Here is a 22691-nt window from a genome sequence, read left to right as displayed (position 1 = left end):
TTGAATGGAAGACAAATGAAAGGAAAAAAAATGCCCATCTCAGGGGATGGGCAAAGACTACACACAGCAATTCGTTACTAACTCTGACGAGGAGGAAACCTCATTGACAAACAGTAGGTTAATACTAGCTCCGGTATTTATCCTATGGATTATGCCCTATTCAGTCATTAAGAATCATCCTAATAGTTAATTATCTTTTAAGGATTTTTCTCTCAGGGTTTTTACATTGTCAATAATATTGATGTATTAGAGAAATGATATCAAAATTTTTAGGACTAATCCCTAAGAATAGAGGGTTAATCATTAGGTATTTTTACCTATTGAAAAAGTAAGGGAATGATAGCGCCGAGAAATAGTGCCCAAACCGTACACGAAAATAGTGCCGAAGAAGCGATGCGAGAGAGGGAATGCGTGGGCGGCGTACCGCCCACGGGAAGAGAAAACGGTGACTGTCGGTTTTACTCTTTATCTGGCGTGTTAGACGCATTAACGGAAAGGATGTTTTGCGGTTCAGGTATTTCACGCATCCAGGCAAACAGCAGACGATAGGAAACGGCGAGGACGACCGGGCCAATAAATATCCCTATCATGCCAAACGCCAGCAATCCGCCAATCACGCCGGACAGAATCAACAACATAGGAAGATCGGCACCCATTTTGATTAATACCGGGCGGATAACGTTATCGATGGTGCCAACGACGCAGCTCCAGACCAGCAAAATGGTGCCCCAGGTGTTATCGCCCGTCCAATACAGCCAGATAATGGCAGGAATCAATACCGGAAGCGGCCCTAACTGTGCCAGACAACACAGAAACATCAGAACGGTTAATAGCGTGGTATAAGGAATCCCAGACAGCCCCAGACCAATTCCGCCTAATACCGATTGCACGATGGCCGTTACCACCACGCCTAGCGCGACGGCGCGAATTGACTGCGCGGCCAGAATCACCGCGGCATCGCCGCGCTCCTGTCCCAGCCGGATAGCGAAATGTCGCACAGCTTTCGCGACGGCCTCACCCTTGTAATAGAGCAGGGCGCTGAAAATAAGCATCAGGGAACAGTGCATCAGAAAACGCCCAACATGCGCCGCTTGTGCAACCAGCCAGGTTGCAGTTTTACCAAAATAGGGTTGCACCTTGGCGAACAAACCGCTGCCGCCGCTTTGTAACAGCGCCTGCCAGCTGTTGAACAATTTCTCACCGACTAAAGGAATGGACGTCAGCCACTCCAGCGTTGGCGGCGAAAAGTTTTCCTGTCTGGCTCCCCAACTCATTAGCGCCGAACTGTTCTCCACCACGCTGCTGACAAGAACGGCAATCGGGACAATAAATAGCAGGATGAGCAGCAGCGTCATCACGAGCACGGCCAGAGAACGTCTCCCCCACAATAGCGCCTGAAATTTAATCAGCAGTGGCCAGGTGGCAATGACCACCATACACGCCCAGGCGAATCCCAGAATAAAAGGCTGTACCACCCAAAAACAGGCAATAATCATGATGGTAATAAACACCAGACTGAACAGGATTCTGGCCAGATCAAATCGTGGTGGCTGGGAATATTTGCTCAATGAATCATTCCTCAATAGCAAAAGAAAGGGCTTAGGCGAGGTTGCTTGGGTGAAACCATGTAGTCATCCGTCATCATGAGATATTTCCGGGGGTTTTGACAGCCTATTGAACATTTTGTTGGTGAAACGGCCATTAGCCAACACGCTGTATGTTTTTGCCGATCCGGGAGCGCACACGATTGCGAAATGTGATAAAACGTGATGTCCCCGATGACAGAACGGCTATATCGGGCTCTTCACAGGCATATCACGACATATTGGCAAACACATCATGTACGGACAGGGTCAAAAAATAATGATCCCACAGATCACGCAATCTCCCGGGCTGGTTCAGCCGGTGCTTAATTTTCTGGAAGCATTGAAGAAAAATGGATTCACGGGCGATACGGCGACCAATTATGCCGATCGTCTGACGATGGCAACGGATAACAGCATCTATCAACTTTTGCCGGATGCGGTGGTTTTCCCCCGTTCAACCGCCGATGTCGCGATTCTCTCGCGGCTGGCGGGCGAGGCGCGTTTTTCAGGGCTAACCTTTACTCCACGCGGTGGCGGGACAGGAACGAACGGGCAGGCGCTGAATCGCGGCATCGTGGTCGATATGTCGCGTTATATGAACCGCATTCTGGAGATCAATCCTGAGCAAGGCTGGGTGCGCGTCGAAGCGGGCGTCATTAAAGATCAGCTTAACCAGTACCTGAAGCCTTATGGTTACTTCTTCGCACCCGAGCTGTCGACCAGTAACCGAGCGACGCTGGGCGGCATGATCAATACCGATGCATCAGGACAGGGTTCGCTGGTGTACGGGAAAACCTCAGACCATGTGCTGGGGCTGCGTGCTGTCCTGCTGGGCGGAGAAATGCTGGATACGCAGGCGATGCCGGTAGAGCTGGCAGAGAAACTGGCGTTAGAAGATTCTGCCATCGGCCGTATTTACCATACGGTGCTGCACCGCTGTCGCGAACAGCGCGCGTTGATTATCGATAAGTTCCCTAAGCTGAATCGTTTTCTGACGGGTTATGACCTGCGTCATGTGTTCAGCGACGATCTCCGTACCTTTGATCTAACGCGTATTCTGACTGGGGCGGAAGGCACGCTGGCGTTTATCACCGAAGCGAAGCTCGATATCACGCCGCTGCCGAAGAGCCGCCGTCTGGTCAATATCAAATACGACTCCTTCAACTCCGCGTTGCGCAATGCGCCGTTCATGGTGGAAGCGAAGGCGCTGTCCGTTGAAACCGTGGATTCCAAAGTTTTAAACCTGGCTCGCGAAGATATCGTCTGGCATTCCGTTAGCGAACTGATTACCGATGTGCCTAATCAGGAAATGCTCGGTCTGAATATCGTTGAATTCGCGGGTGATGATGAAGCGCTGATTAACGGGCAGGTCGACGCGCTCTGTCAGCGGCTGGATACGCTGCTGGCAAACGGAGAAGGTGGGGTAATTGGCTACCAAACCTGTAACGATCTGGCTGGTATCGAACGTATTTATGCCATGCGGAAAAAAGCCGTCGGGCTGCTGGGCAATAGCAAAGGGCAGGCGAAGCCCATTCCGTTCGCGGAAGATACCTGTGTGCCGCCACAGCATCTGGCCGATTACATCGAAGAGTTTCGTGCGCTGTTAGACAGCCATAATCTGACGTATGGCATGTTCGGCCACGTCGACGCTGGAGTCCTGCACGTTCGTCCGGCGCTGGACATGTGCGATCCGCAACAGGAAATGCTGATGAAACAGCTTTCTGACCAGATTGTCGCGCTGACGGCCAAATATGGCGGTCTGCTGTGGGGAGAGCACGGTAAAGGCTTCCGCGCTGAGTACAGCCCCGAATTCTTTGGGCCGGAACTGTATGCCGAGCTGCGCCGTATTAAAGCCGCGTTCGATCCTGATAACCGACTTAATCCCGGGAAGATTTGTGCGCCGCTGGATGTGGATGCACCGATGATGAAAGTCGATGCGGTCAAGCGCGGCACGTACGATCGCACGATCCCGCTGACGGTGCGTACGGCGTTCCGTGGCGCGATGGAATGTAACGGCAATGGTCTGTGCTTTAACTTTGATGCCCGTAGCCCAATGTGCCCGTCGATGAAAATCAGCGGCAACCGTATTCATTCCCCGAAAGGCCGTGCGACGCTGGTGCGTGAATGGTTACGTCTGCTGGCGGAGCAGGGCGTCGATCCCGTCGCGTTGGAGAACGCGTTGCCGCAGCAGAAGCTGAGCCTGCGCGCCTTTATCCAGAAGACCCGCAATACCTGGCAGGCAAAGCAAGGCGATTACGATTTCTCGCACGAAGTCAAAGACGCGATGTCGGGCTGTCTGGCGTGTAAAGCGTGCTCAACGCAATGTCCTATCAAGATTGACGTGCCCGGTTTCCGCTCTCGCTTCCTGCAACTTTACCACACACGCTATCTGCGTCCGGTGCGTGACTATCTGGTCGCCGGTGTCGAAAGCTATGCGCCACTGATGGCGCGCAGCCCGAAGACGTTTAACTTCTTCCTGAAAATGCCGCTGCTGAATAACCTGAGCCGCAGCCAGATCGGTATGGTCGATTTGCCCCTGCTGTCATCGCCGTCGCTGCGCCAGCAGTTTGCCGGACATAGCGGCGTTAACACCACGCTGGAACAGCTGGAACAGTTGCCGGAAGCGGCGCGCCAGCAGTACGTGTTGATCGTGCAGGATCCGTTTACCAGCTATTACGATGCGCAAGTGGTGGCAGATTTCGTCCATCTGATCGAAAAGCTGAAGCTGAAACCGGTGCTGTTGCCGTTCTCGCCGAACGGGAAGGCGCAACACATTAAAGGCTTCCTGCAACGCTTTGCCAAAACGGCCTCGAAGACGGCAGATTTCCTGAACCGTGTCGCTAAATTAGGGATGCCGATGGTGGGCGTCGATCCGGCGCTGGTGCTGTGCTATCGCGACGAATACCGTGAAATTTTGGGCGAGAAACGGGGCGATTTCCAGGTGCAGCTGGTGCATGAATGGCTGGTGACGGCATTGGCAGACAGCACGCCGCAGCCTGCCACTGGCGAATCCTGGTATCTGCTGGGTCACTGTACGGAAACCACGGCGCTGCCGATCAGCACGAAACAGTGGTCCGACATTTTCTCGCGCTTTGGTGCCAAACTGGAGAATGTCAGCGTCGGCTGCTGCGGCATGGCGGGAACCTACGGGCATGAAACCAAGAACCTCGTCAACTCGCAGGGAATCTATGCACTGTCCTGGCAGCAGGTGTTGCAGAAGTTACCGCAGAAACGCTGTCTGACTACCGGCTATTCGTGTCGCAGTCAGGTGAAACGCATGGAGGGCAGCGCATTGCGCCATCCGCTACAGGCCTTGCTGGAGATTATCTGATGCTATGGAAACGACAGGTTACGCTTGAGCAACTTAACGAACCGAGTCAAACGTGTATGGTGGGCCATGTCGGTATCCGCTATACCCATATCGCGGAGGATTATCTGGAAGCGGTGATGCCAGTGGATTCTCGCACGCGTCAGCCATTTGGCTTATTGCACGGCGGTGCGTCCGTCGTGCTTGCGGAATCGCTGGGTTCCGTCGCGGGCTATCTGTGTTCTGAAGGCGATCAGCAGGTAGTGGGGCTTGAAATCAATGCTAACCATCTGCGAGCCGTGCGTGAAGGAGAAGTGCGGGGCGTATGCCGGGCGCTTCACGTTGGCCGCCGTAGCCAGGTGTGGCAGATTGAGATTTTTGATAATCAGAATCGCCTGTGCTGCATTTCACGTCTGACGACGTCGGTCATTACGCCGTAAGCATGAAGCACGAAACCAGATTGCTGGCGGGTCTGGTTTCGTTGTTCTGGGAAAACATTGTTCTCAAGAAAACATTGTTCTCAAGAAAACATGGTTCTTCAGGGGAGAAACGGCACGCGCTTAACGAAGTCGGTCTGAAATGCGGTGGCTTTATCCCATGAACCCTGCATGCTTAACTGATGGCAAATCGACTTCAGCGTGTTACGGGCAAAGTAGTAGCTTTGCACTCGAAAGAGGTGGCAACGCCCTTCATTATTAATCTCTTTAATCAGCCGATTGTGTAACTTGACCAATGCGTGCAGATAGCTGTCGTCATCGCCATTTCTCAGACAGAGTTCAACCATGTCCATGCAGGCGTTATGAAAGCGACGTAAGTGGTCAATATTGCTTCCCGGACGGTTTAAGCGAGCTTCCGCCATATAGAAATCAACGGTGGCATCGCGAATCTGAAATTTATATTCGTCAATGTTGTGCTGCAGCCAGGCATTCACGGAAAGCATGGTTATCGATCCTGAATATGAAATGATAATCATTATCATATTGATAAAAAAGGCCATGATCAATGGGCAAAACGTGCTTTAACGTCAAAAGTCCGATCGGAAATCACATAAATCTTCATATACCTTCCCTGTTTTACAAATAGGTATCGCCGATAAATGTTATAATAATGATAACGAGATGATAATTTTTTCCTTCCCGAAAGGGATCTGAGTGATACTTATAATTCATTTATTATCAATTGGTTAGTTGGTTTATTGCCGCATTGTTTGGCGCGTCAGAGACGTGTAAAATAGCGCTATTGGCTCGCTAAAAACCGAAATGTTACGAATAGCCCTGCGAAACAAGAGGTTGAAGCTAGTTTCATTATCACTAACATTAGGGGAAACCAGCCTAAAACTGGTACCACACGCAATGAGGTATTCCATATGCAAGCGGAAAATGTAGGGACGTTTTCACTGGATGAAAATGTCTGGCAAGGATTGACGTTGACCGACAGCGCCGTGAAGCAGATTAAGAATCTGATGAAGCAGGATGAAGCCGTGCAAGGACTACGGCTCGGCGTTAAACAATCAGGCTGTGCGGGGTTTGGCTATGTGCTGGATCTGGTACAGGAGTTCGAGACCGACGATCTGGTATTCGAACGTGATGGTGCAAAACTGTATGTCCCACTGAAAGCGATGCCTTTCATTGACGGCACAGAACTTGATTTCGTCCGTGAAGGGCTGAATCAGATATTCAAGTTTAATAATCCCAGAGCGCAGCATGCTTGTGGATGTGGCGAAAGCTTTGGCATTTAAGTGATGAAAAATTATGGCACGTAGCACGGTAGATGTACCTGATGATGTCCAGATCTGGATGGGTGATGGACGCTATAAAGAAGGTTTCTTCACGCAGTTGGAAACCGATGAGCTGGCGCACGGCATCAACGAAGATGTCGTACGGGCGATTTCGGCGAAGCGTAACGAACCTGAGTGGATGCTGGAATTCCGTCTCAACGCCTACAAAGCGTGGCTGGAGATGGAAGAACCGCATTGGCTGAAAGCCCATTACGAGAAACTGGACTATCAGGACTATAGCTATTATTCCGCGCCTTCCTGCGGTAACTGCGATGACAGCTGCGGCTCTGAGCCCGGCGCCAAGCAGCAATCCGGGATTACGGACGTGAATAATTACCTGACCAGCGAAGTAGAGAACGCGTTTAATCAACTGGGCGTTCCTGTCCGTGAAGGCAAGAAAGTGGCGGTCGATGCGATTTTCGACTCCGTCTCTGTTGCGACCACGTATCGGCATGAGCTGGCTGAAAAAGGCATTATCTTCTGCTCATTCAGCGAGGCGATTCAGGATCATCCCGATCTGGTGCGGCAGTATCTCGGTACGGTCGTTCCGGCGAACGACAACTTCTTTGCGGCGCTGAACTCGGCGGTCGCCTCCGACGGCACGTTTGTGTACATCCCGAAAGGCGTGCGCTGCCCGATGGAACTGTCGACGTATTTCCGCATCAATGCGGCGAAAACCGGTCAGTTCGAGCGTACGATCCTGATCGCCGATGATGACAGCTACGTCAGCTACATCGAAGGCTGCTCCGCGCCCGTTCGTGATACTTACCAGCTGCACGCTGCGGTGGTGGAAGTCATCATCAACAAGAATGCCGAAGTGAAATACTCCACGGTGCAGAACTGGTTCTCCGGTAAAGATGACGCCGAAGGCGGGATTCTGAACTTCGTGACCAAGCGCGCGCTGTGTGCAGGCGAGCATTCAAAAATGTCCTGGACGCAGTCAGAAACCGGCTCCGCAATCACCTGGAAATACCCGAGCGTTATTCTGCGCGGTGACTACTCCGTCGGTGAATTCTTCTCTGTCGCGTTGACCAATGGTCGTCAGCAGGCCGATACCGGCACCAAGATGATTCACATCGGTAAAAACACCCGTTCAACCATTATCTCTAAAGGGATTTCCGCCGGACGCAGTGAGAACACCTACCGCGGTCTGGTGAAGATCATGCCGAGCGCGACCAACGCCCGTAACTTCACCCAGTGTGACTCCATGTTGATCGGCAGCGAGTGCGGCGCGCACACCTTCCCGTATGTGGAAGTACGCAACAATACGGCGCAACTGGAGCACGAAGCGACGACTTCGAAAATTGGTGAAGACCAGCTGTTCTACTGTCTGCAACGCGGTATCAGCGAAGATGACGCCATCTCGATGATCGTGAACGGATTCTGTAAGGACGTCTTCTCTGAATTGCCGTTGGAATTTGCGGTAGAAGCACAAAAGTTACTGGCGATTAGCCTGGAACACAGCGTGGGTTAATTCGGCGGTTACCGGGATTTTCACAGAGAATAATGAGAATCATCGGTCCCGGAATTCATTAAGCGCTCGCCACATTGGGCGTTGGAAGGAATAAGCATGTTAAGCATCGAAAATTTAAAAGTCAGCGTAGAAGGCAAAGAGATCATCAAAGGGCTTAATCTCACCATTAAGCCGGGTGAAGTTCACGCGATTATGGGCCCGAATGGCTCAGGAAAAAGTACGCTGTCCGCGACGCTGGCTGGACGCGAAGAATATGAAGTGACCGACGGTTCGGTGAACTTCAAAGGGAAAGATCTGCTGGAGTTGTCTCCAGAAGATCGTGCGGGCGAAGGCGTCTTCATGGCGTTTCAGTACCCTGTCGAGATCCCCGGCGTCAGCAACCAGTTCTTCCTGCAAACCTCCGTTAACGCGGTGCGTAAATACCGCGAGCAGGAACCGCTGGATCGCTTTGACTTCGCCGACTTTATCGAAGAAAAGATCACGTTATTGAATATGCCGGAAGATTTGCTGACCCGTTCGGTCAACGTGGGCTTCTCCGGTGGTGAGAAGAAGCGTAACGATATTCTGCAGATGGCGGCGCTGGAGCCGGATCTGTGCATTCTGGATGAAACCGACTCCGGCCTGGACATTGATGCACTGAAAATCGTCTCTAACGGTGTGAACTCGCTGCGCGACGGCAAGCGTTCGTTCATCATCGTCACGCACTACCAGCGTATTCTTGATTACATCAAACCGGATCACGTCCACGTTCTGTATCAAGGGCGCATTGTGAAATCCGGTGATTTCTCGCTGGTGAAACAGTTGGAGGAGCAAGGCTATGGCTGGCTTACCGACGAGCAATAAGGTGACGGGCGATAACGCGACGGGTAAAACCAGCATCGCACAGAAACAAGAGCAGGCGCTGCAGCAATGGCATGGTCTGTTTGAACGCGATGCATCGCGCCGTTCTGAAGAAGCGAACCAGCACTGGCAGGACGTGGTGCGCCTTGGCTTACCGCACCGTAAGCATGAGCACTGGAAATACACGCCGCTGGATGGCTTGCTGAGCAACGAATTTGTCGCACCACAGGCACCGTCTCTCGATCGTGCAGCGGTAGACGCTCTGGCTTTAGCAGTAGATAGCTGGCGTCTGGTGTTTGTCGATGGCGTTTTCAATGCCGAACTCAGCGACAGCGCCTGGGGACCTTATCAGGTTGACGTACAGGCGGCGCGTGCGCATGGCGTGCTGCCTGCAGCCATCCAGTCCGAAGTGTTCCTGCACCTGACCGAAAGTCTGGCTAGCACAAGTACGCTCATTCATCTGGCGGCCGGACAGCAGGCGGAAAAGCCGCTTTATCTGTTGCACATTAGCAGCAGCCAGGAAGCCGCGTTGAACACGGTTCACCATCGTCATCACCTGAACGTTGAGCGTGGCGCGAGTGCGGAAATTATCGAGCACTACGTCAGTCTGGATGAGCATGCGCACTTTACTGGCGCACGTCTGACGGTGAACGCGGCAGAAAATAGCCAGGTTAGCCATTATAAGCTGGCGTTTGAAGCGGCGGCAGGCTACCACTTCGCGCATAACGATCTGGTTCTGGCGCGTGATGCTCGGGTTCGTAGTCACAGCTTCTTGCTGGGTGCGGGTCTGACGCGTCATAACACCAGCGCCCAGTTGAATGGCGAAGGCACTAATCTGTCCATGAACAGCCTGATCCTGCCAGTTGGCAGCGAAGTGTGCGATACGCGAACGTATCTTGAGCATAATCAGGGCTATGGCGAAAGCCGCCAGTTGCATAAAGTCATCGTCAACGATCGCGCCAGAGCGGTGTTTAACGGCATGATCAAAGTTGCGCCGCATGCGCTGAAAACTGACGGACAGATGACTAACAACAACCTGCTGCTGGGTCGACTGGCTGAGGTTGATACCAAGCCGCAGTTGGAAATCTACGCCGACGACGTGAAATGCAGTCACGGTGCCACGATTGGTCGTATGGACGAAGAACAGCTGTTCTATCTGCGTTCTCGTGGTATTACGCAGCAGGATGCGCAACAGATGATCATCTTCGCCTTTGCGGCGGAAGTCACAGAAGCGATTGAAAACGAGTCTCTGCGAGATGTGGTTCTGGAACGTATCGCGCAGCGTTTGCCAAACGCGCTGGCGAATGCCGGCAAGGCGGTATGATGAGTTATCCTATTGAACGGGTTCGTGCCGATTTCCCGCTGCTGGCAAGTGAGGTTAATGGTCAACCGTTAGCCTATCTTGATAGCGCCGCGAGTGCGCAAAAACCGCACGCGGTTATCGATCGCGAAGCCGAATTCTATCGCCATGAATATGCCGCTGTGCATCGCGGCATTCACACGCTGAGCGCGCAGGCGACCAGCGCGATGGAAGCGGTACGTGAGCAGGTGGCTGCCTTTATCAATGCGGCTTCAGTGGAAGAGATTGTCTTTGTTCGCGGGACGACGGAGGCCATCAATCTGGTGGCTAACAGCTATGGCCGCACCTTTATCCAGCCGGGCGATAACCTGATCATCACCGAGATGGAACACCACGCGAATATCGTTCCCTGGCAGATGCTGGCGGAAGCGCGTGGCGTTGAGGTTCGCGTATTGCCGCTGGCCGAAGATGGCTCACTGGATGTTGCGCAGCTTCCCAGCCTGCTGGACGAACGTACTCGCCTGCTGGCAGTAACGCAAATCTCTAACGTACTCGGTGCCTTAAACCCAGTTAAGGCCATGATCGCACAGGCAAAAGCGGCTGGCGCGGTCACGTTGGTCGATGGTGCGCAGTCGATTATGCATCAGACGGTCGATGTGCAGGATCTGGACTGTGATTTCTTTGTCTTTTCAGGACATAAGATCTACGGCCCTTCGGGTATTGGCGTGCTGTACGGCAAACGTGATCTGCTTCAGGCCATGCCGCCGTGGGAAGGCGGTGGGGCGATGATTCGTCAGGTGAGCCTGCGTACGGGTACCACCTATGCCGATTCGCCGTGGCGCTTTGAAGCAGGTTCGCCCAACACGGGCGGCATCATGGGCTTAGGCGCTGCGTTGGACTACGTGACGGCGCTGGGGCGTGAAGAGATTCAACGTTATGAAGCCTCTCTGATGCAGTATGCGCTGGAAGCACTCACGCAGGTGCCCGATCTGACCTTGTACGGGCCTGCTGAACGTCACGGCGTTATCGCGTTTAATCTTGGGCAGCACCACGCCTACGACGTTGGAAGTTTCCTCGATCGGTACGGTATTGCGATTCGCACCGGCCACCATTGCGCGATGCCGCTGATGGAACACTACGGTGTTCCCAGTATGTGCCGCGCCTCGCTGGCCGTTTATACTACACGCGAAGAAATTGACCGGCTGGTTGCCGGGTTGCAACGTATCCATCGATTGCTGGGCAGCTAAGCGCCGCGCGCGGATCTGTCCGGGGAGGAAAACATGGCGAGTCTGCCAGAACCGCAGAAACTGGCGCGCAATTTTGCGCGCTGTAATGACTGGGAAGAAAAATATCTTTATGTCATCGAGTTAGGGGAGCGTCTTGACCCTCTGCCCGACGAGTGGCGTAATCCAGAGAACCTGATTTCGGGGTGCCAAAGCCAGGTTTGGATTGTGACACAGCCGGATGAACAGGGCATTATCACCCTGCACGGCGACAGCGATGCCGCCATCGTGAAAGGGCTGATTGCCGTGGTTTTCAGCCTGTATCAGGGGCTGACAGCGCAGGAAATTGTTGAGCTGGATGTGCGGCCATTCTTCGAATCGCTGGCCTTGAATCAACACCTGACGCCATCCCGCTCTCAGGGCCTTGAGGCGATGTTGCGCGCAATTCGTGCGCATGCTGCCGCACTGCTTTAATTTTCTTCCCTGTTTTCTGCTTTCCTGAAGTATAAAAAGCGCTGTGACGGAAAAAAAACGTCCAGCGCTTTTTTGTTTTTTGCATTTACTGATTTTTACCAACGGCACGTTATTGTTTTTTTGTCATATTTATTAACTCGCTGATATTTCAGAATTCGTCCCGTATATTTATTTTCCATTAAATTTTATGCTGGCTCTGCTTTGTAAAGAATTGAATATCAATGCTTTGATTTTTAAATAAAATATTCTTTTGTTACAACAATGCTAATATATACCCACGCTTGGTGGAAAGGGGCAACAATAGCCACATTGACACCAGATATCCCCGGATAATTCAGGCCGCAGAAACGTGCACGCACAAGCAGCTTGAGGTATGACGGGGCAAACAGGGTATAGCCAGCCGGATACTGCATTCTGGGTACAGAACCGGATGTTGTTGATAAATTACTTATGTTAGTTGTGATGTAGGGAACCTAATATGAAACGCGCGTTAACTTTACTTGGTATGGCCTTCGCGGCATATCTGGCCAGCACCGCCGCGAAAGCGACGGAATACCCGCTACCGCCACCCAATAGCCGACTTATTGGCGAAAACATCGCTTATACGGTCCCCAATGATGGTCGTCCGCTGGAGGCTATCGCTGCGGATTTCAAGATTGGTCTGTTGGGCATGATGGAAGCGAATCCAGGGGTGGATCCTTACCTGCCGACAGCGGGTTCAACGCTCACGGTCCCAACGCAAATGCTGCTGCCGGATACCCCGCGTGAAGGTATTGTGGTCAATCTGGCGGAGTTGCGCCTTTACTACTATCCGAAAGGGAAGAATACCGTCATCGTTTACCCGATCGGCATTGGTCAACTGGGGCGTAATACGCCACTGATGACCACCAGCATCAGCGAGAAGCGTGAGAATCCGACCTGGACGCCAACGGCGAACATCCGTAAGCATTATCTTGAAGAGCAGGGCATTAAACTGCCTGCCGTCGTTCCGGCGGGTCCTGATAACCCGATGGGGTTACACGCGTTACGTCTGTCAGCGCACGGTGGTGTTTATCTGTTGCACGGTACGAACGCGGACTTCGGTATCGGTATGCGCGTAAGTTCCGGCTGTATCCGTCTGCGCCCGGATGATATCAAGGCACTATTCGACAACGTGCCAGTCGGTACGCGAGTGCAGATTGTTAACGATGCGATTAAAACGTCCGTTGAACCAGACGGCAAACGCTATGTTGAAGTGCATCAGCCTCTGTCGAAAACCGATAAGGACGATCCACAAACTATGCGGATTCCGCTGACGGCGAAGACGCAGAAGTTTGTTAAGGATGCAGAGACGGACAGTAAAGCCGTTGCTGATGCTATTGTGCGTCGTTCAGGCATGCCAATCGTGGTTAGCGTAGGGCAAGACATCAATACTTACCAGCCACCGGTAGAATCGGCTCCAGAAGAGCCTAAGACGCATCAGGTTGCGCCGATTACGGCGATCAGTACCACCGCTCGATAATACTGAAATAAATCGGCCAGATGCGTTTAGGCGCATCTGTGCTGGCCCAGGGATAGGGCAGAAGGATGAAGCTATCTGGCAAAGCGAAAGAAAAAGGGATTGAAAGAGAACGCTGAAAAGGTAAAACGCAGGCAAAAAAAATGGCGCACAGTGTGCGCCATTTTCACTACTTAACCAGTTCGATTACTTTTTGTAAGTACGAACTTGGTTGTCCAGACGCTGGTTAGCACGAGCTGCGTCATCTTTAGCAGCTTGTACGTCAGAGCGGATTGCGTTCACGTCGTTGCTCAGTTGGTCAACTTTAGCGTTCAGAGTCTGAACGTCAGAAGACAGCTGATCAATTTTAGCGTTGCTTGAACAACCAGCAAGCAGAGTAGAACCCAGGATTACCGCGCCCAGTACCAGTTTAGTACGATTCATTATTAATACCCTCTAGATTGAGTTAATCTCCATGTAGCGTTACAAGTATTACACAAACTTTTTTCTAATGAGAATAAATTTTTGATGAGAACATGCTTAATTTTGATCGTTCGCTCAAAGAAACAGCGAGTTTTACCTATTCATTAAAAAAGTAAGGAAAACAGTGCTATTTTTATCGGATAACTCTGAGGCTTTAGGCTATTAAATGACGTGTTACACAGACGCATTAATTAGGTTATCGCACTGTAGAAAGTCGTTTCAGAATATAAAAAAAGCGCCATTAAGGCGCTTTTTACCGATCTGATCGTTGGGATTAGAGACGGTGTACGGAAGCGGTGTTGGTTGTGCCGCTGGAAACCAGTGCACCAGACACCATAACCACAACATCGCCAGCTTGCGCATGACCGCTGTTCAGAGCAGCTTCTTTACCGATACGGTAGAAATCATCAGTAGAAGCGATTTCCTTCACCAGCAGCGTATCAATGCCTTTGCTCAGCAGCAGCTGACGCGCAGTCACGTCGTTCGTCGTCAGCGCCAGAATACGGGCGTTCGGGAAGTATTTACGGATAGACTTGGCAGACTTACCGCCGCTGGTCGCAACCACAATCAGCGGCGCATCCAGTTTCTCTGCAGTTTCAACTGCGCCACGGCAGACCGCTTCAGTGATACGCAGAACCGTAGGAGTCTTGATGGTATCCAGACGGCTTTTCATCACGGAGTCGGTACGCTGACAGATCGTTGCCATAATGGTAACGGATTCCAGCGGGTATTTACCTTTCGCACTTTCGCCAGACAGCATCACGGCATCGGTACCGTCGATGATGGCGTTCGCCACGTCGCCAGCTTCAGCACGGGTAGGACGTGGGTTTTTGATCATAGAATCCAGCATTTGCGTCGCGGTGATCACCACTTTGCGTGCCAGGTTACATTTTTCGATCATCATTTTCTGTGCGAAGATCACTTCTTCAACCGGGATTTCAACGCCCAGGTCGCCACGAGCAACCATGATGCCGTCGGACGCTTCCAGGATTTCGTCGAAATTGTTCAGACCTTCCTGGTTTTCGATTTTGGAAATGATCTGGATGTGCTCGCCACCGTGTGCTTTCAGGTGAGCGCGAATCTCTTCAACGTCAGAACGTTTACGAATAAAGGATGCCGCAACGAAATCGACGCCTTGTTCGCAACCGAAAATCAGGTCACGTTTGTCTTTTTCAGCCAGAGCAGGCAACTGGATGGAAACGCCAGGCAGGTTGACACCTTTATTCTCGCCCAGATCGCCATTGTTCAGTACTTTACAAACGACGTCGTTACCGTTGATTGCCGTAACCTGCATACCGATCAAGCCGTCATCAACCAGAACGGTGTTGCCGACGCTGAGGTCTTCTGTGAATCCAGCGTAGGTTACTGCGACGCGATCTTTGTTACCCACGATGCTTTGATCGGTGGTGAACGTGAACGTTTGACCTGCGGTCAGCGTAACGTCAGCGCCGTTTTCCAGCTTCATGGTACGAATTTCTGGGCCTTTGGTGTCAAGCAGGATAGCGGCTTTCTTGCCGGTTTTTTCCATAACGGCACGCAGATTCTTGATGCGTTGACCGTGTTCTGCGTAATCCCCGTGAGAGAAATTCAGGCGCATAACATTCATGCCAGCAGACAGCAGGTTGCCAAGCATTTCTTCCGATTCTGTTTTCGGCCCGATGGTACAAACAATTTTTGTCTTTTTCATACGATAGTTTCTACAAGTTGTGATGGATTAAAAAACGAGTGATCCAGTGGCGAGGCGAGACAAGCCGCTGGAAAGAATGTATGAGGAAACAGTATAGGAGGTAAGTATAGATGGTCGTCGTGAATGGGTGATGAAGTGCGCAACTGCTCGTCGCATAAGATCTGCGGGAGTCGCGTTGGCGATGCCGTTGATAATAATGTTATTGATAGTGGCACGTTGTTTAGCTGAAACCATTCAATTGAAACGACGTTCCGTATTATAGTTATTAAGCGACGAGAAACAAGGTGGTAAAAGGGATGAAATTGAATATTTTGTCGTGTTTACGCAAAAAACTGATCGATTTGGTGTTTTTACCTAACTTTGTTGCGCAACTGCCTAAGAAACCCACCGTATCAATACGGTATGACGGCAACTGGCTGCAAGTGGTTGATTCTTGTAACGGCACACAATAAATAAAGAAAACGCGTGTAAGCGGCACGTTTTTCTGTCGATCCGTATCACGTTTTTGTGTCATTCTCCTTGAGAAGAGGAATGCAAATGGTAGTTTACCTGCCATTGCGGATTGTTACTGCGTAAGCAGGCAAAACCAGATGCTCGTTCTTGCTACGGGTGTCTGGTTTTTTTGTTTCCAGGGTTTGAAAAATGAAGATTGCCAAAATACTCAACAATAATGTCGTCACCGTAATCGACGAAAACAATAATGAGTCGGTTGTGATGGGACGCGGGCTGGGCTTCAAAAAGCACTCTGGCGACCTGCTGGACGAAACGCTGATTGAACGTGTGTTTGTGATGAAATCCGGCGAGCTGACATCGCGTCTACAGGAGTTGCTGTCAGAGATTCCGATGGATGTCATCACGACGGCAGACAAGATCATTCTGCTGGCAAAAGACCGTTTGCCCGGAAAACTGCAAAACAGCGTCTACATCTCCTTAACGGATCACTGTCACTTTGCGATAGAGCGCCATAAGCAAGGGGTGGATATCCGCAATGTGCTGTTATGGGAAATAAAACGCCTGTATCCAAAGGAATTCGCGGTTGGTCTGGAGGCGCTGGATATTATTGAGCAGCGTTTGGCCGTGCGGTTACCGGAAGATGAGGCGGGGTTTATTGCACTGCATTTGGTGAATGCGCAGCTCGACAGCGAAATGCCGGAAGTCTTGCAGATTACCAAAATCATGCAGGAAATACTGAACATTGTAAAATATCAGCTGAGTCTGGATTACAACGAGCAGGCGTTAAGTTATCATCGTTTTGTGACGCATTTGAAGTTTTTTGCGCAGCGGCTAATAGGAAAAAGCACGGTATTTAGTGATGATGAGTCATTACATGATGTCGTGAAGGAAAGGTATCAATTATCTTATCGCTGTGCAGAGAAAATACAGGTTCATATTATTCAAAAGTATCAGTATACGTTAACGAAAGAAGAGTTGATGTTCTTAACGATTCATATCGAACGCGTACGCACAGAAGGTCAGGATAAAATAGAACCAGGTGATGGAGAATAATTTCTGTTAGTTTGCTTTTCGTCACAAAATAACAGTATGACAAGATAAATGTCCTTGCGTACGGTGAAAGTTAAAGCATAGAGTATGTGGAAAGTAAATTATCAGATGAAGTTGGTTTTATTGTCAGCACGACTACTGTGCCGACAAACAAGCAGGATTGTTACTGTCAGGCTAGTCTAGGCGGGCAGGCAAAACCTAAATCGTTTTCTCAATGCTTATTGGGAAAAGCGATTTAGGTTTTTTTTTGTCTCAAACAGAGCTGGCAATCTTAAATTATTGATATTTAAGTCTGTTTAGTATTAAGGATAGACGATGGAATACAAAGCATTAGCAACAGAGATACTCGATGGTGTCGGCGGACGTGGCAACATCATTAGCGTGATGCATTGCGCAACCCGATTACGCTTTAAATTAAAAGACAACAAAAAAGCGGATGCCGCTGCGCTGAAAAATAATTCAGGCGTGATCATGGTGGTTGAAAGTGGCGGACAATTTCAGGTCGTCGTCGGCAATCATGTCAGTGACGTCTATCGCAGTTTACAGAATATTGCTGGACTGACCGATCAGGCTGACTCCTCAGGTAATGAAGACGGCGATGAAAAAAAAGGAAATATCTTCTCTCGCTTCATTGATATTATTTCTGGGATATTTACGCCGCTAATTGGAGTAATGGCGGCGTCGGGTATTTTAAAAGGTTTTCTGGCACTCAGTCTGGCGTGTGGTTGGATGGTTGAAACCAGCGGAACCTATAAAGTTCTGTTTGCAGCAAGCGATGCATTATTCTTTTTCTTCCCGGTAGTATTAGGCTATACCGCAGGGAAGAAATTTGGTGGTAATCCATTTGTTACTATGGTGATTGGTGCCACGCTAGTGCATCCTTCCATGATTGCTGAATTTGGTGCCATGCAAAATGCAGGTTACCAACAGCTGTATTTCCTGGGTATTCCGATTACCTTCATCAATTATGCCTCTTCCGTTATTCCGATTATTTTCTCGGCCTGGCTTGCTTCACGTCTGGAAAAACCGCTGAATGCCATTTTGCATATCAATATCCGCAATTTCTTCACGCCGCTGCTGTGCCTCTGCATTACCGTTCCCGTCACGTTCTTGCTGATTGGTCCGGCGGCAACCTGGCTTGGGCACATGCTGGCCAGCGGTTACCAACTGATCTACGGGCTGAACTCCATGATTGCAGGCGCGTTGATGGGGGCGCTGTGGCAAGTGTTTGTTATTTTTGGTCTGCACTGGGGCTTAACGCCGCTGATGATCAATAACCTCAGCGTGCTGGGGCATGACACCATGATGCCGCTACTGGTTCCTGCGGTGTTAGGGCAGGCAGGGGCGGTGCTGGGCGTGTTGCTGCGTACCCGCGATATGAAGCTGAAAGGGATTTCCGGTTCAGCGTTCTCGGCGGCAATCTTTGGTATTACCGAACCTGCTGTGTATGGCGTCACGCTGCCGCTGAAACGTCCTTTCATCTTTGGTTGTGTGGGTGGCGCAATGGGCGCCGCCATTCTGGGGTACTTCCATACCACTATCTATTCCTTCGGTTTCCCGAGCATCTTTACCTTTACTCAGGTTATCCCGCCGACCGGTGTCGATAACACGGTCTGGGCCGCCATTATTGGTACGGTGATTTCATTTACCTTTGCTGCCGCCGCGAGTTGGGCATTTGGGATTCCCGCGGAAGAAAAAGCGACAGACGCAAATGCACCTGCGGCGGCACCACAAGCCACACAGCGTCAGAATGATGCAACGCGCAAGCAAGAGATAAACAGCCCGATCGACGGTATGGTTCTGCCACTTGAACAAGTCGGCGATGAAACGTTTGCCAGTGGCTTAATGGGAAAAGGGATTGCGATTAAACCGCTGGCCGGGCGCGTGGTTTCTCCGGTGAACGGTACGGTTGCTTCGCTGTTTAAAACCAACCATGCCATTGGGCTCGAATCGGAAGAGGGAGCCGAGGTGCTCATTCACGTCGGTATCGATACGGTGAAATTGGACGGTCAGTATTTCACTGCACACATCAAGACAGGCGATGTCGTGAAGCAGGGTGATCTTCTGGTGGAGTTTGATTATCAGGCGATTGAGAAAGCCGGCTATGACACCACAACGCCCGTCATTATCACCAATAGCGAAGATTACGTTGATGTTCTGCCTACTGCCGGAGACACCGTGCAAGAGCAGGGCGCGTTGCTGACGTTAATTCGCTGACATTGAAATTTACGACCCAATTGGGAGGAGAAAATATGAGCCATCAGTTTCCGAAAGAGTTCTTGTGGGGCGGCGCGATCGCAGCCAATCAGGTTGAAGGTGCGTACTTAACGGACGGCAAAGGGCTATCGACGTCCGACTTACAGCCACAGGGTATTTTTGGCGAGATCGTCACGCGTACGCCGGGCGACAGCGGAATCAAAGACACGGCGATCGATTTTTATCACCGCTACCCCGAAGATATCGCGCTCTTTGCTGAAATGGGCTTCAAATGCCTGAGAGTCTCTATTGCCTGGACGCGCATTTTCCCGCAGGGCGATGAAACCCAGCCGAATGAGGCAGGGCTGGCATTTTACGATCGCCTGTTTGATGAAATGACGAAGTACGGGATTCAGCCGTTGGTGACGCTGTCCCACTATGAAATGCCGTATGGCCTGGTGAAGAATTACGGCGGCTGGGGAAGCCGTGAAACGATTACGTTCTTCGAACGTTACGCTCGCACGGTATTCCAGCGCTATAAAGACAAAGTGAAATATTGGCTGACGTTCAACGAAATTAACTGCGCATTACATGCACCATTTACCGGAATTGGTTTATCTACCGAGAGTGGTAAGCAGGATATTTATCAGGCGATTCATCACCAGCTTGTTGCGAGTGCGAAAGCGGTGAAGGCATGCCATGACATCATCCCTGATGCCAAAATCGGCAATATGATGCTGGGTTCCATGTTTTATCCATTAACCTGCAAGCCCGCGGATGTCATGGAAACGATGCAGCAGAACCGTGATTGGCTGTTCTTCGGTGATGTCCAAGCCCGAGGATACTACCCGGCGTACATGAAGCGCTTCTTTGCACAGCACGATATTACGCTGACGGTAACGCAAGACGATCGTCAGTCGCTGAAGGAAACGATTGATTTCATTTCTTTCAGCTATTACATGACGGGCTGCGTAACCACCGATGAAGAAGTGAACCAGAAAGCTCGCGGCAATATTCTGAATATGGTGCCGAACCCGCATCTGGAAAGCTCGGAGTGGGGCTGGCAGATTGACCCGGAAGGGCTGCGCTATATCCTGAACTATCTGTATGACCGTTACCAAAAACCGCTGTTCATTGTGGAAAATGGTTTGGGTGCCAAAGATAAACTCGAAAGCGATGGCAGCATTAACGATGACTATCGCATCAAATACCTGAACGATCACCTGTATCAAGTGGGTGAAGCGCTGGAAGATGGCGTTGAGGTGATGGGTTATACCTGCTGGGGCCCTATCGATCTGGTCAGTGCATCAAAAGCCGAAATGTCAAAACGCTATGGCTTCATTTATGTCGATCGTGACGATGAAGGGAACGGTTCGTTAGAACGTCGGCGTAAGAAAAGTTTCTATTGGTATAAAGAGGTCATTTCCTCTAATGGCGAAACGTTGAAGTAAAGCACCGCATTGATGAATCATTTACGCATTCATTCTCAGGAAAATAAACTCTGGAATGAATGCGAACTCTATTTTTTTACTACCCATGGGAAAGATGGCGAGGAAACAAGATGAAGCGGAGGAAATGGACTAGCCATTAAATTATATAAACGGTTATGTGGATTTTACAAAAAGCTTTTTATAAATAGACGAGCCATCGGCTGGCGTCGGAATGGTTTCGTTTTAAATCTAATAATGTACCCTACTCGGATAATAAATATGCGTAAAAAATTCCCTGTAAAGATGATGGTATTACTGATGTCGTCAGTGTTTTTGTCTAATGGTGCTATGGCCGCGAAGTTGACCGTAGAGGAAAGACTGGAGCTATTGGAGAAAGAACTGGCGGCAAATAAAGCCGAATTGCAGTCAACGAAAAAAGAGTTTCGTGAATATAAGACGAACGCAGAAAATAAAGCACGTCTTGCTGCAAACTCTGCGGCAAAAGATAAACCACTGGTTGTTGCGTCTTCTGGCACGTCATCGGCTAATCAGGTGGTTCTTGCGCCTGTTGTCCAACCCGCCACAAATACGACTGATGCGGCGACAAGTGCAGAACAGAAACCATTAACGTTAGCTGAAGTGAGTAAGTTCGTTAAGGATGATATTGGCTTTAGCTATACGGGGTATTTCCGTTCTGGATGGGCCACGGCCGATCATGGCGCACCAAAATCGTATGCGATTGGTTCATTAGGGCGTTTTGGTAATGAGCACAGTGGTTGGTTCGATCTCATACTGAGCCAAAAAGTGTATGCAGAAGGGAATAAACGTGTCGACGCCGTCATCCAATTGGATGGTAACGTGGGTATGCAGTACAACAGCGCCTGGTTTGGCGAAGACGCCGATAATGAAAATAAACTGCAATTCTCCCAGATGTACGTCAATACAAAAGGGTTCTTGCCATTCGCCCCAGAGGCTGATTTTTGGGTAGGTAAAAATACCCTGCCAGTCTATGAAATTCAGATGCTTGACTGGAAAAGCCACCGTTCAGAAGCGGCGGGCGGTGTAGGTATTGAGAACTGGCAGTTGGGCGTGGGTAAACTTGATGTCTCTTTGAACCGTGAAGACGTTAACGCGCGGCGATTTGTATATAATGATCCGAAGAAAGATAAAAATCAGGTCAATACCAATGCGGTTGATATCCGTTATAAAGGTATTCCGCTGTGGGATGATGCAACACTGTCTCTGATTGGTAAATATGCGAAAGCCAATAAGAGCAATGTGCAGAATAATAATGAAATCGATGGGTTATCGTATAAATTGAAAGATGCCTGGACCGCGGGTGTCATTTTACGTCAAGGATTATATAACGGTGGATTTAATGAATTCACCGTGCAAGGCGCGAGTAATTCTATTGCCAGCGGTTTTGCTAATATCTCTGATGCTAACCCGACGTATAGCCGTAATGGTGACTACTATGGTAATCATTCAGGTAATGCCTTCCGCGCGATCTCGCAAGGAGAAATGTATCTGCGTGATGATGTCATTATGGCGAATGCGCTGGTTTATTCACAAGGTAATGACATATACAGCTATGACACGGGAGCGCATACCGATTTCAACAGCATCCGTGCGGTATTACGTCCTGCTTATATTTGGGATAAATTTAACCAGACTGGGGTCGAATTGGCGTATTTTAACCAAACCAATAAGGCCAATGGTGTGAATTATCACGAGTCAGGTTATAAAACCACGCTGTACCATGCGCTTAAAGTTGACACGAGTATCTTGAATTCTCGTCCAGAGATTCGGTTCTATGGTTCTTACCTGAAAATTGAAGATAACGATATCAGTAAGGCCACCTTTAACGACAGTAAGAGCGATCAATTCTCCGTGGGTGTTCAAGCGGAAGTTTGGTGGTAATCGCTGTCACCACA

17 protein-coding genes and 1 other RNA gene are annotated in these 22691 nt (G+C 50.3%); 13 read left to right on the top strand and 5 right to left on the bottom strand.

Annotated elements, in window-relative coordinates:
• Nucleotides 1-22: 22 nt before the first annotated feature.
• Both rprA and ydiK read right to left on the bottom strand, forming a co-directional pair.
• Nucleotides 23-134: antisense sRNA RprA (gene rprA / locus H4F65_RS04625), an RNA gene on the bottom strand.
• A gap of 324 nt (nt 135-458) precedes the next feature.
• On the bottom strand, nt 459-1568 hold the full coding sequence (ydiK, locus tag H4F65_RS04620; RefSeq protein ID WP_010276350.1) for an AI-2E family transporter YdiK: 1110 nt from the start codon (nt 1566-1568) through the stop codon (nt 459-461).
• Between the two features lie 295 nt (nt 1569-1863).
• Between ydiK and ydiJ the strand changes: the two genes are divergently transcribed.
• On the top strand, nt 1864-4917 hold the full coding sequence (ydiJ, locus tag H4F65_RS04615) for a D-2-hydroxyglutarate dehydrogenase YdiJ (protein WP_010276353.1): 3054 nt from the start codon (nt 1864-1866) through the stop codon (nt 4915-4917).
• Entirely contained in the window at nt 4917-5333 is a 417-nt protein-coding gene (menI, locus tag H4F65_RS04610; RefSeq protein ID WP_010276356.1) for a 1,4-dihydroxy-2-naphthoyl-CoA hydrolase, read from the top strand. The genes ydiJ and menI overlap by 1 nt, the downstream gene beginning before the upstream one ends.
• Before the next feature lie 98 nt (nt 5334-5431).
• Here menI and H4F65_RS04605 read toward each other — a convergent pair whose 3' ends face one another.
• On the bottom strand, nt 5432-5833 hold the full coding sequence (locus tag H4F65_RS04605) for a hypothetical protein (protein WP_010276359.1): 402 nt from the start codon (nt 5831-5833) through the stop codon (nt 5432-5434).
• A 426-nt stretch (nt 5834-6259) separates the two neighbouring features.
• On the opposite strand from H4F65_RS04605, the gene sufA reads away from it, so the two are divergent.
• The 7 genes from sufA (at nt 6260) to H4F65_RS04570 (ending at nt 13482) form a co-directional block, all read left to right on the top strand.
• On the top strand, nt 6260-6631 hold the full coding sequence (sufA, locus tag H4F65_RS04600; RefSeq protein WP_005970398.1) for a Fe-S cluster assembly scaffold SufA: 372 nt from the start codon (nt 6260-6262) through the stop codon (nt 6629-6631).
• Nucleotides 6632-6644: 13 nt separating this feature from the next.
• Complete coding sequence (gene sufB / locus H4F65_RS04595; protein ID WP_010276389.1) at nt 6645-8144, top strand: Fe-S cluster assembly protein SufB; 1500 nt, start codon at nt 6645-6647, stop codon at nt 8142-8144.
• A 96-nt stretch (nt 8145-8240) separates the two neighbouring features.
• Nucleotides 8241-8987: a Fe-S cluster assembly ATPase SufC gene (gene sufC, locus H4F65_RS04590; RefSeq protein ID WP_010276391.1), complete on the top strand. Its 747-nt coding sequence runs from the start codon at nt 8241-8243 to the stop codon at nt 8985-8987.
• Nucleotides 8962-10308 (top strand): Fe-S cluster assembly protein SufD, encoded by a 1347-nt coding sequence (gene sufD / locus H4F65_RS04585; RefSeq protein ID WP_010276395.1) that lies wholly within the window; start codon nt 8962-8964, stop codon nt 10306-10308. The genes sufC and sufD overlap by 26 nt, the downstream gene beginning before the upstream one ends.
• The gene (gene sufS, locus H4F65_RS04580) at nt 10308-11531 is read left to right on the top strand and encodes a cysteine desulfurase SufS (protein WP_010276401.1); all 1224 of its coding nucleotides are present in this window, start codon (nt 10308-10310) and stop codon (nt 11529-11531) included. Before sufD ends, sufS begins: the two co-directional genes overlap by 1 nt.
• 33 nt (nt 11532-11564) lie before the next feature.
• Entirely contained in the window at nt 11565-11981 is a 417-nt protein-coding gene (gene sufE / locus H4F65_RS04575) for a cysteine desulfuration protein SufE (RefSeq protein ID WP_010276404.1), read from the top strand.
• Between the two features lie 478 nt (nt 11982-12459).
• Nucleotides 12460-13482 carry a L,D-transpeptidase family protein gene (locus H4F65_RS04570; protein ID WP_010276407.1) on the top strand — a complete coding sequence of 341 codons (1023 nt, stop codon included), beginning with the start codon at nt 12460-12462 and terminating at the stop codon, nt 13480-13482.
• Nucleotides 13483-13665: 183 nt separating this feature from the next.
• Here H4F65_RS04570 and H4F65_RS04565 read toward each other — a convergent pair whose 3' ends face one another.
• Together H4F65_RS04565 and pykF are read right to left on the bottom strand one after the other, a co-directional pair.
• Nucleotides 13666-13902: a major outer membrane lipoprotein gene (locus tag H4F65_RS04565; protein ID WP_005970385.1), complete on the bottom strand. Its 237-nt coding sequence runs from the start codon at nt 13900-13902 to the stop codon at nt 13666-13668.
• Nucleotides 13903-14215: 313 nt separating this feature from the next.
• On the bottom strand, nt 14216-15628 hold the full coding sequence (gene pykF / locus H4F65_RS04560; protein ID WP_010276414.1) for a pyruvate kinase PykF: 1413 nt from the start codon (nt 15626-15628) through the stop codon (nt 14216-14218).
• 642 nt (nt 15629-16270) lie between these two features.
• Between pykF and licT the strand changes: the two genes are divergently transcribed.
• The 4 genes from licT to H4F65_RS04540 all read left to right on the top strand — a co-directional run bounded on the left by licT (nt 16271) and on the right by H4F65_RS04540 (nt 22677).
• Nucleotides 16271-17134 carry a BglG family transcription antiterminator LicT gene (licT, locus tag H4F65_RS04555; protein ID WP_010276421.1) on the top strand — a complete coding sequence of 288 codons (864 nt, stop codon included), beginning with the start codon at nt 16271-16273 and terminating at the stop codon, nt 17132-17134.
• 312 nt (nt 17135-17446) lie between these two features.
• A complete protein-coding gene (gene bglF / locus H4F65_RS04550; protein WP_010276424.1) occupies nt 17447-19348 on the top strand; it encodes a PTS beta-glucoside transporter subunit IIABC in 1902 nt (633 codons plus the stop codon).
• A gap of 35 nt (nt 19349-19383) precedes the next feature.
• Nucleotides 19384-20778, top strand: a complete 1395-nt coding sequence (locus H4F65_RS04545) for a glycoside hydrolase family 1 protein (RefSeq protein ID WP_010276427.1) — start codon at nt 19384-19386, stop codon at nt 20776-20778.
• 258 nt (nt 20779-21036) lie between these two features.
• Nucleotides 21037-22677, top strand: coding sequence for a carbohydrate porin (locus H4F65_RS04540; RefSeq protein ID WP_010276430.1), 1641 nt, complete (start codon nt 21037-21039; stop codon nt 22675-22677).
• The last annotated feature ends 14 nt before the right edge of the window (nt 22678-22691 follow it).

Origin of the sequence: Pectobacterium brasiliense, assembly GCF_016950255.1 — a bacterium.
Classification (GTDB): Bacteria; Pseudomonadota; Gammaproteobacteria; order Enterobacterales; family Enterobacteriaceae; genus Pectobacterium; species Pectobacterium brasiliense.
This window is presented reverse-complemented; position numbering and strand designations above follow the sequence as displayed.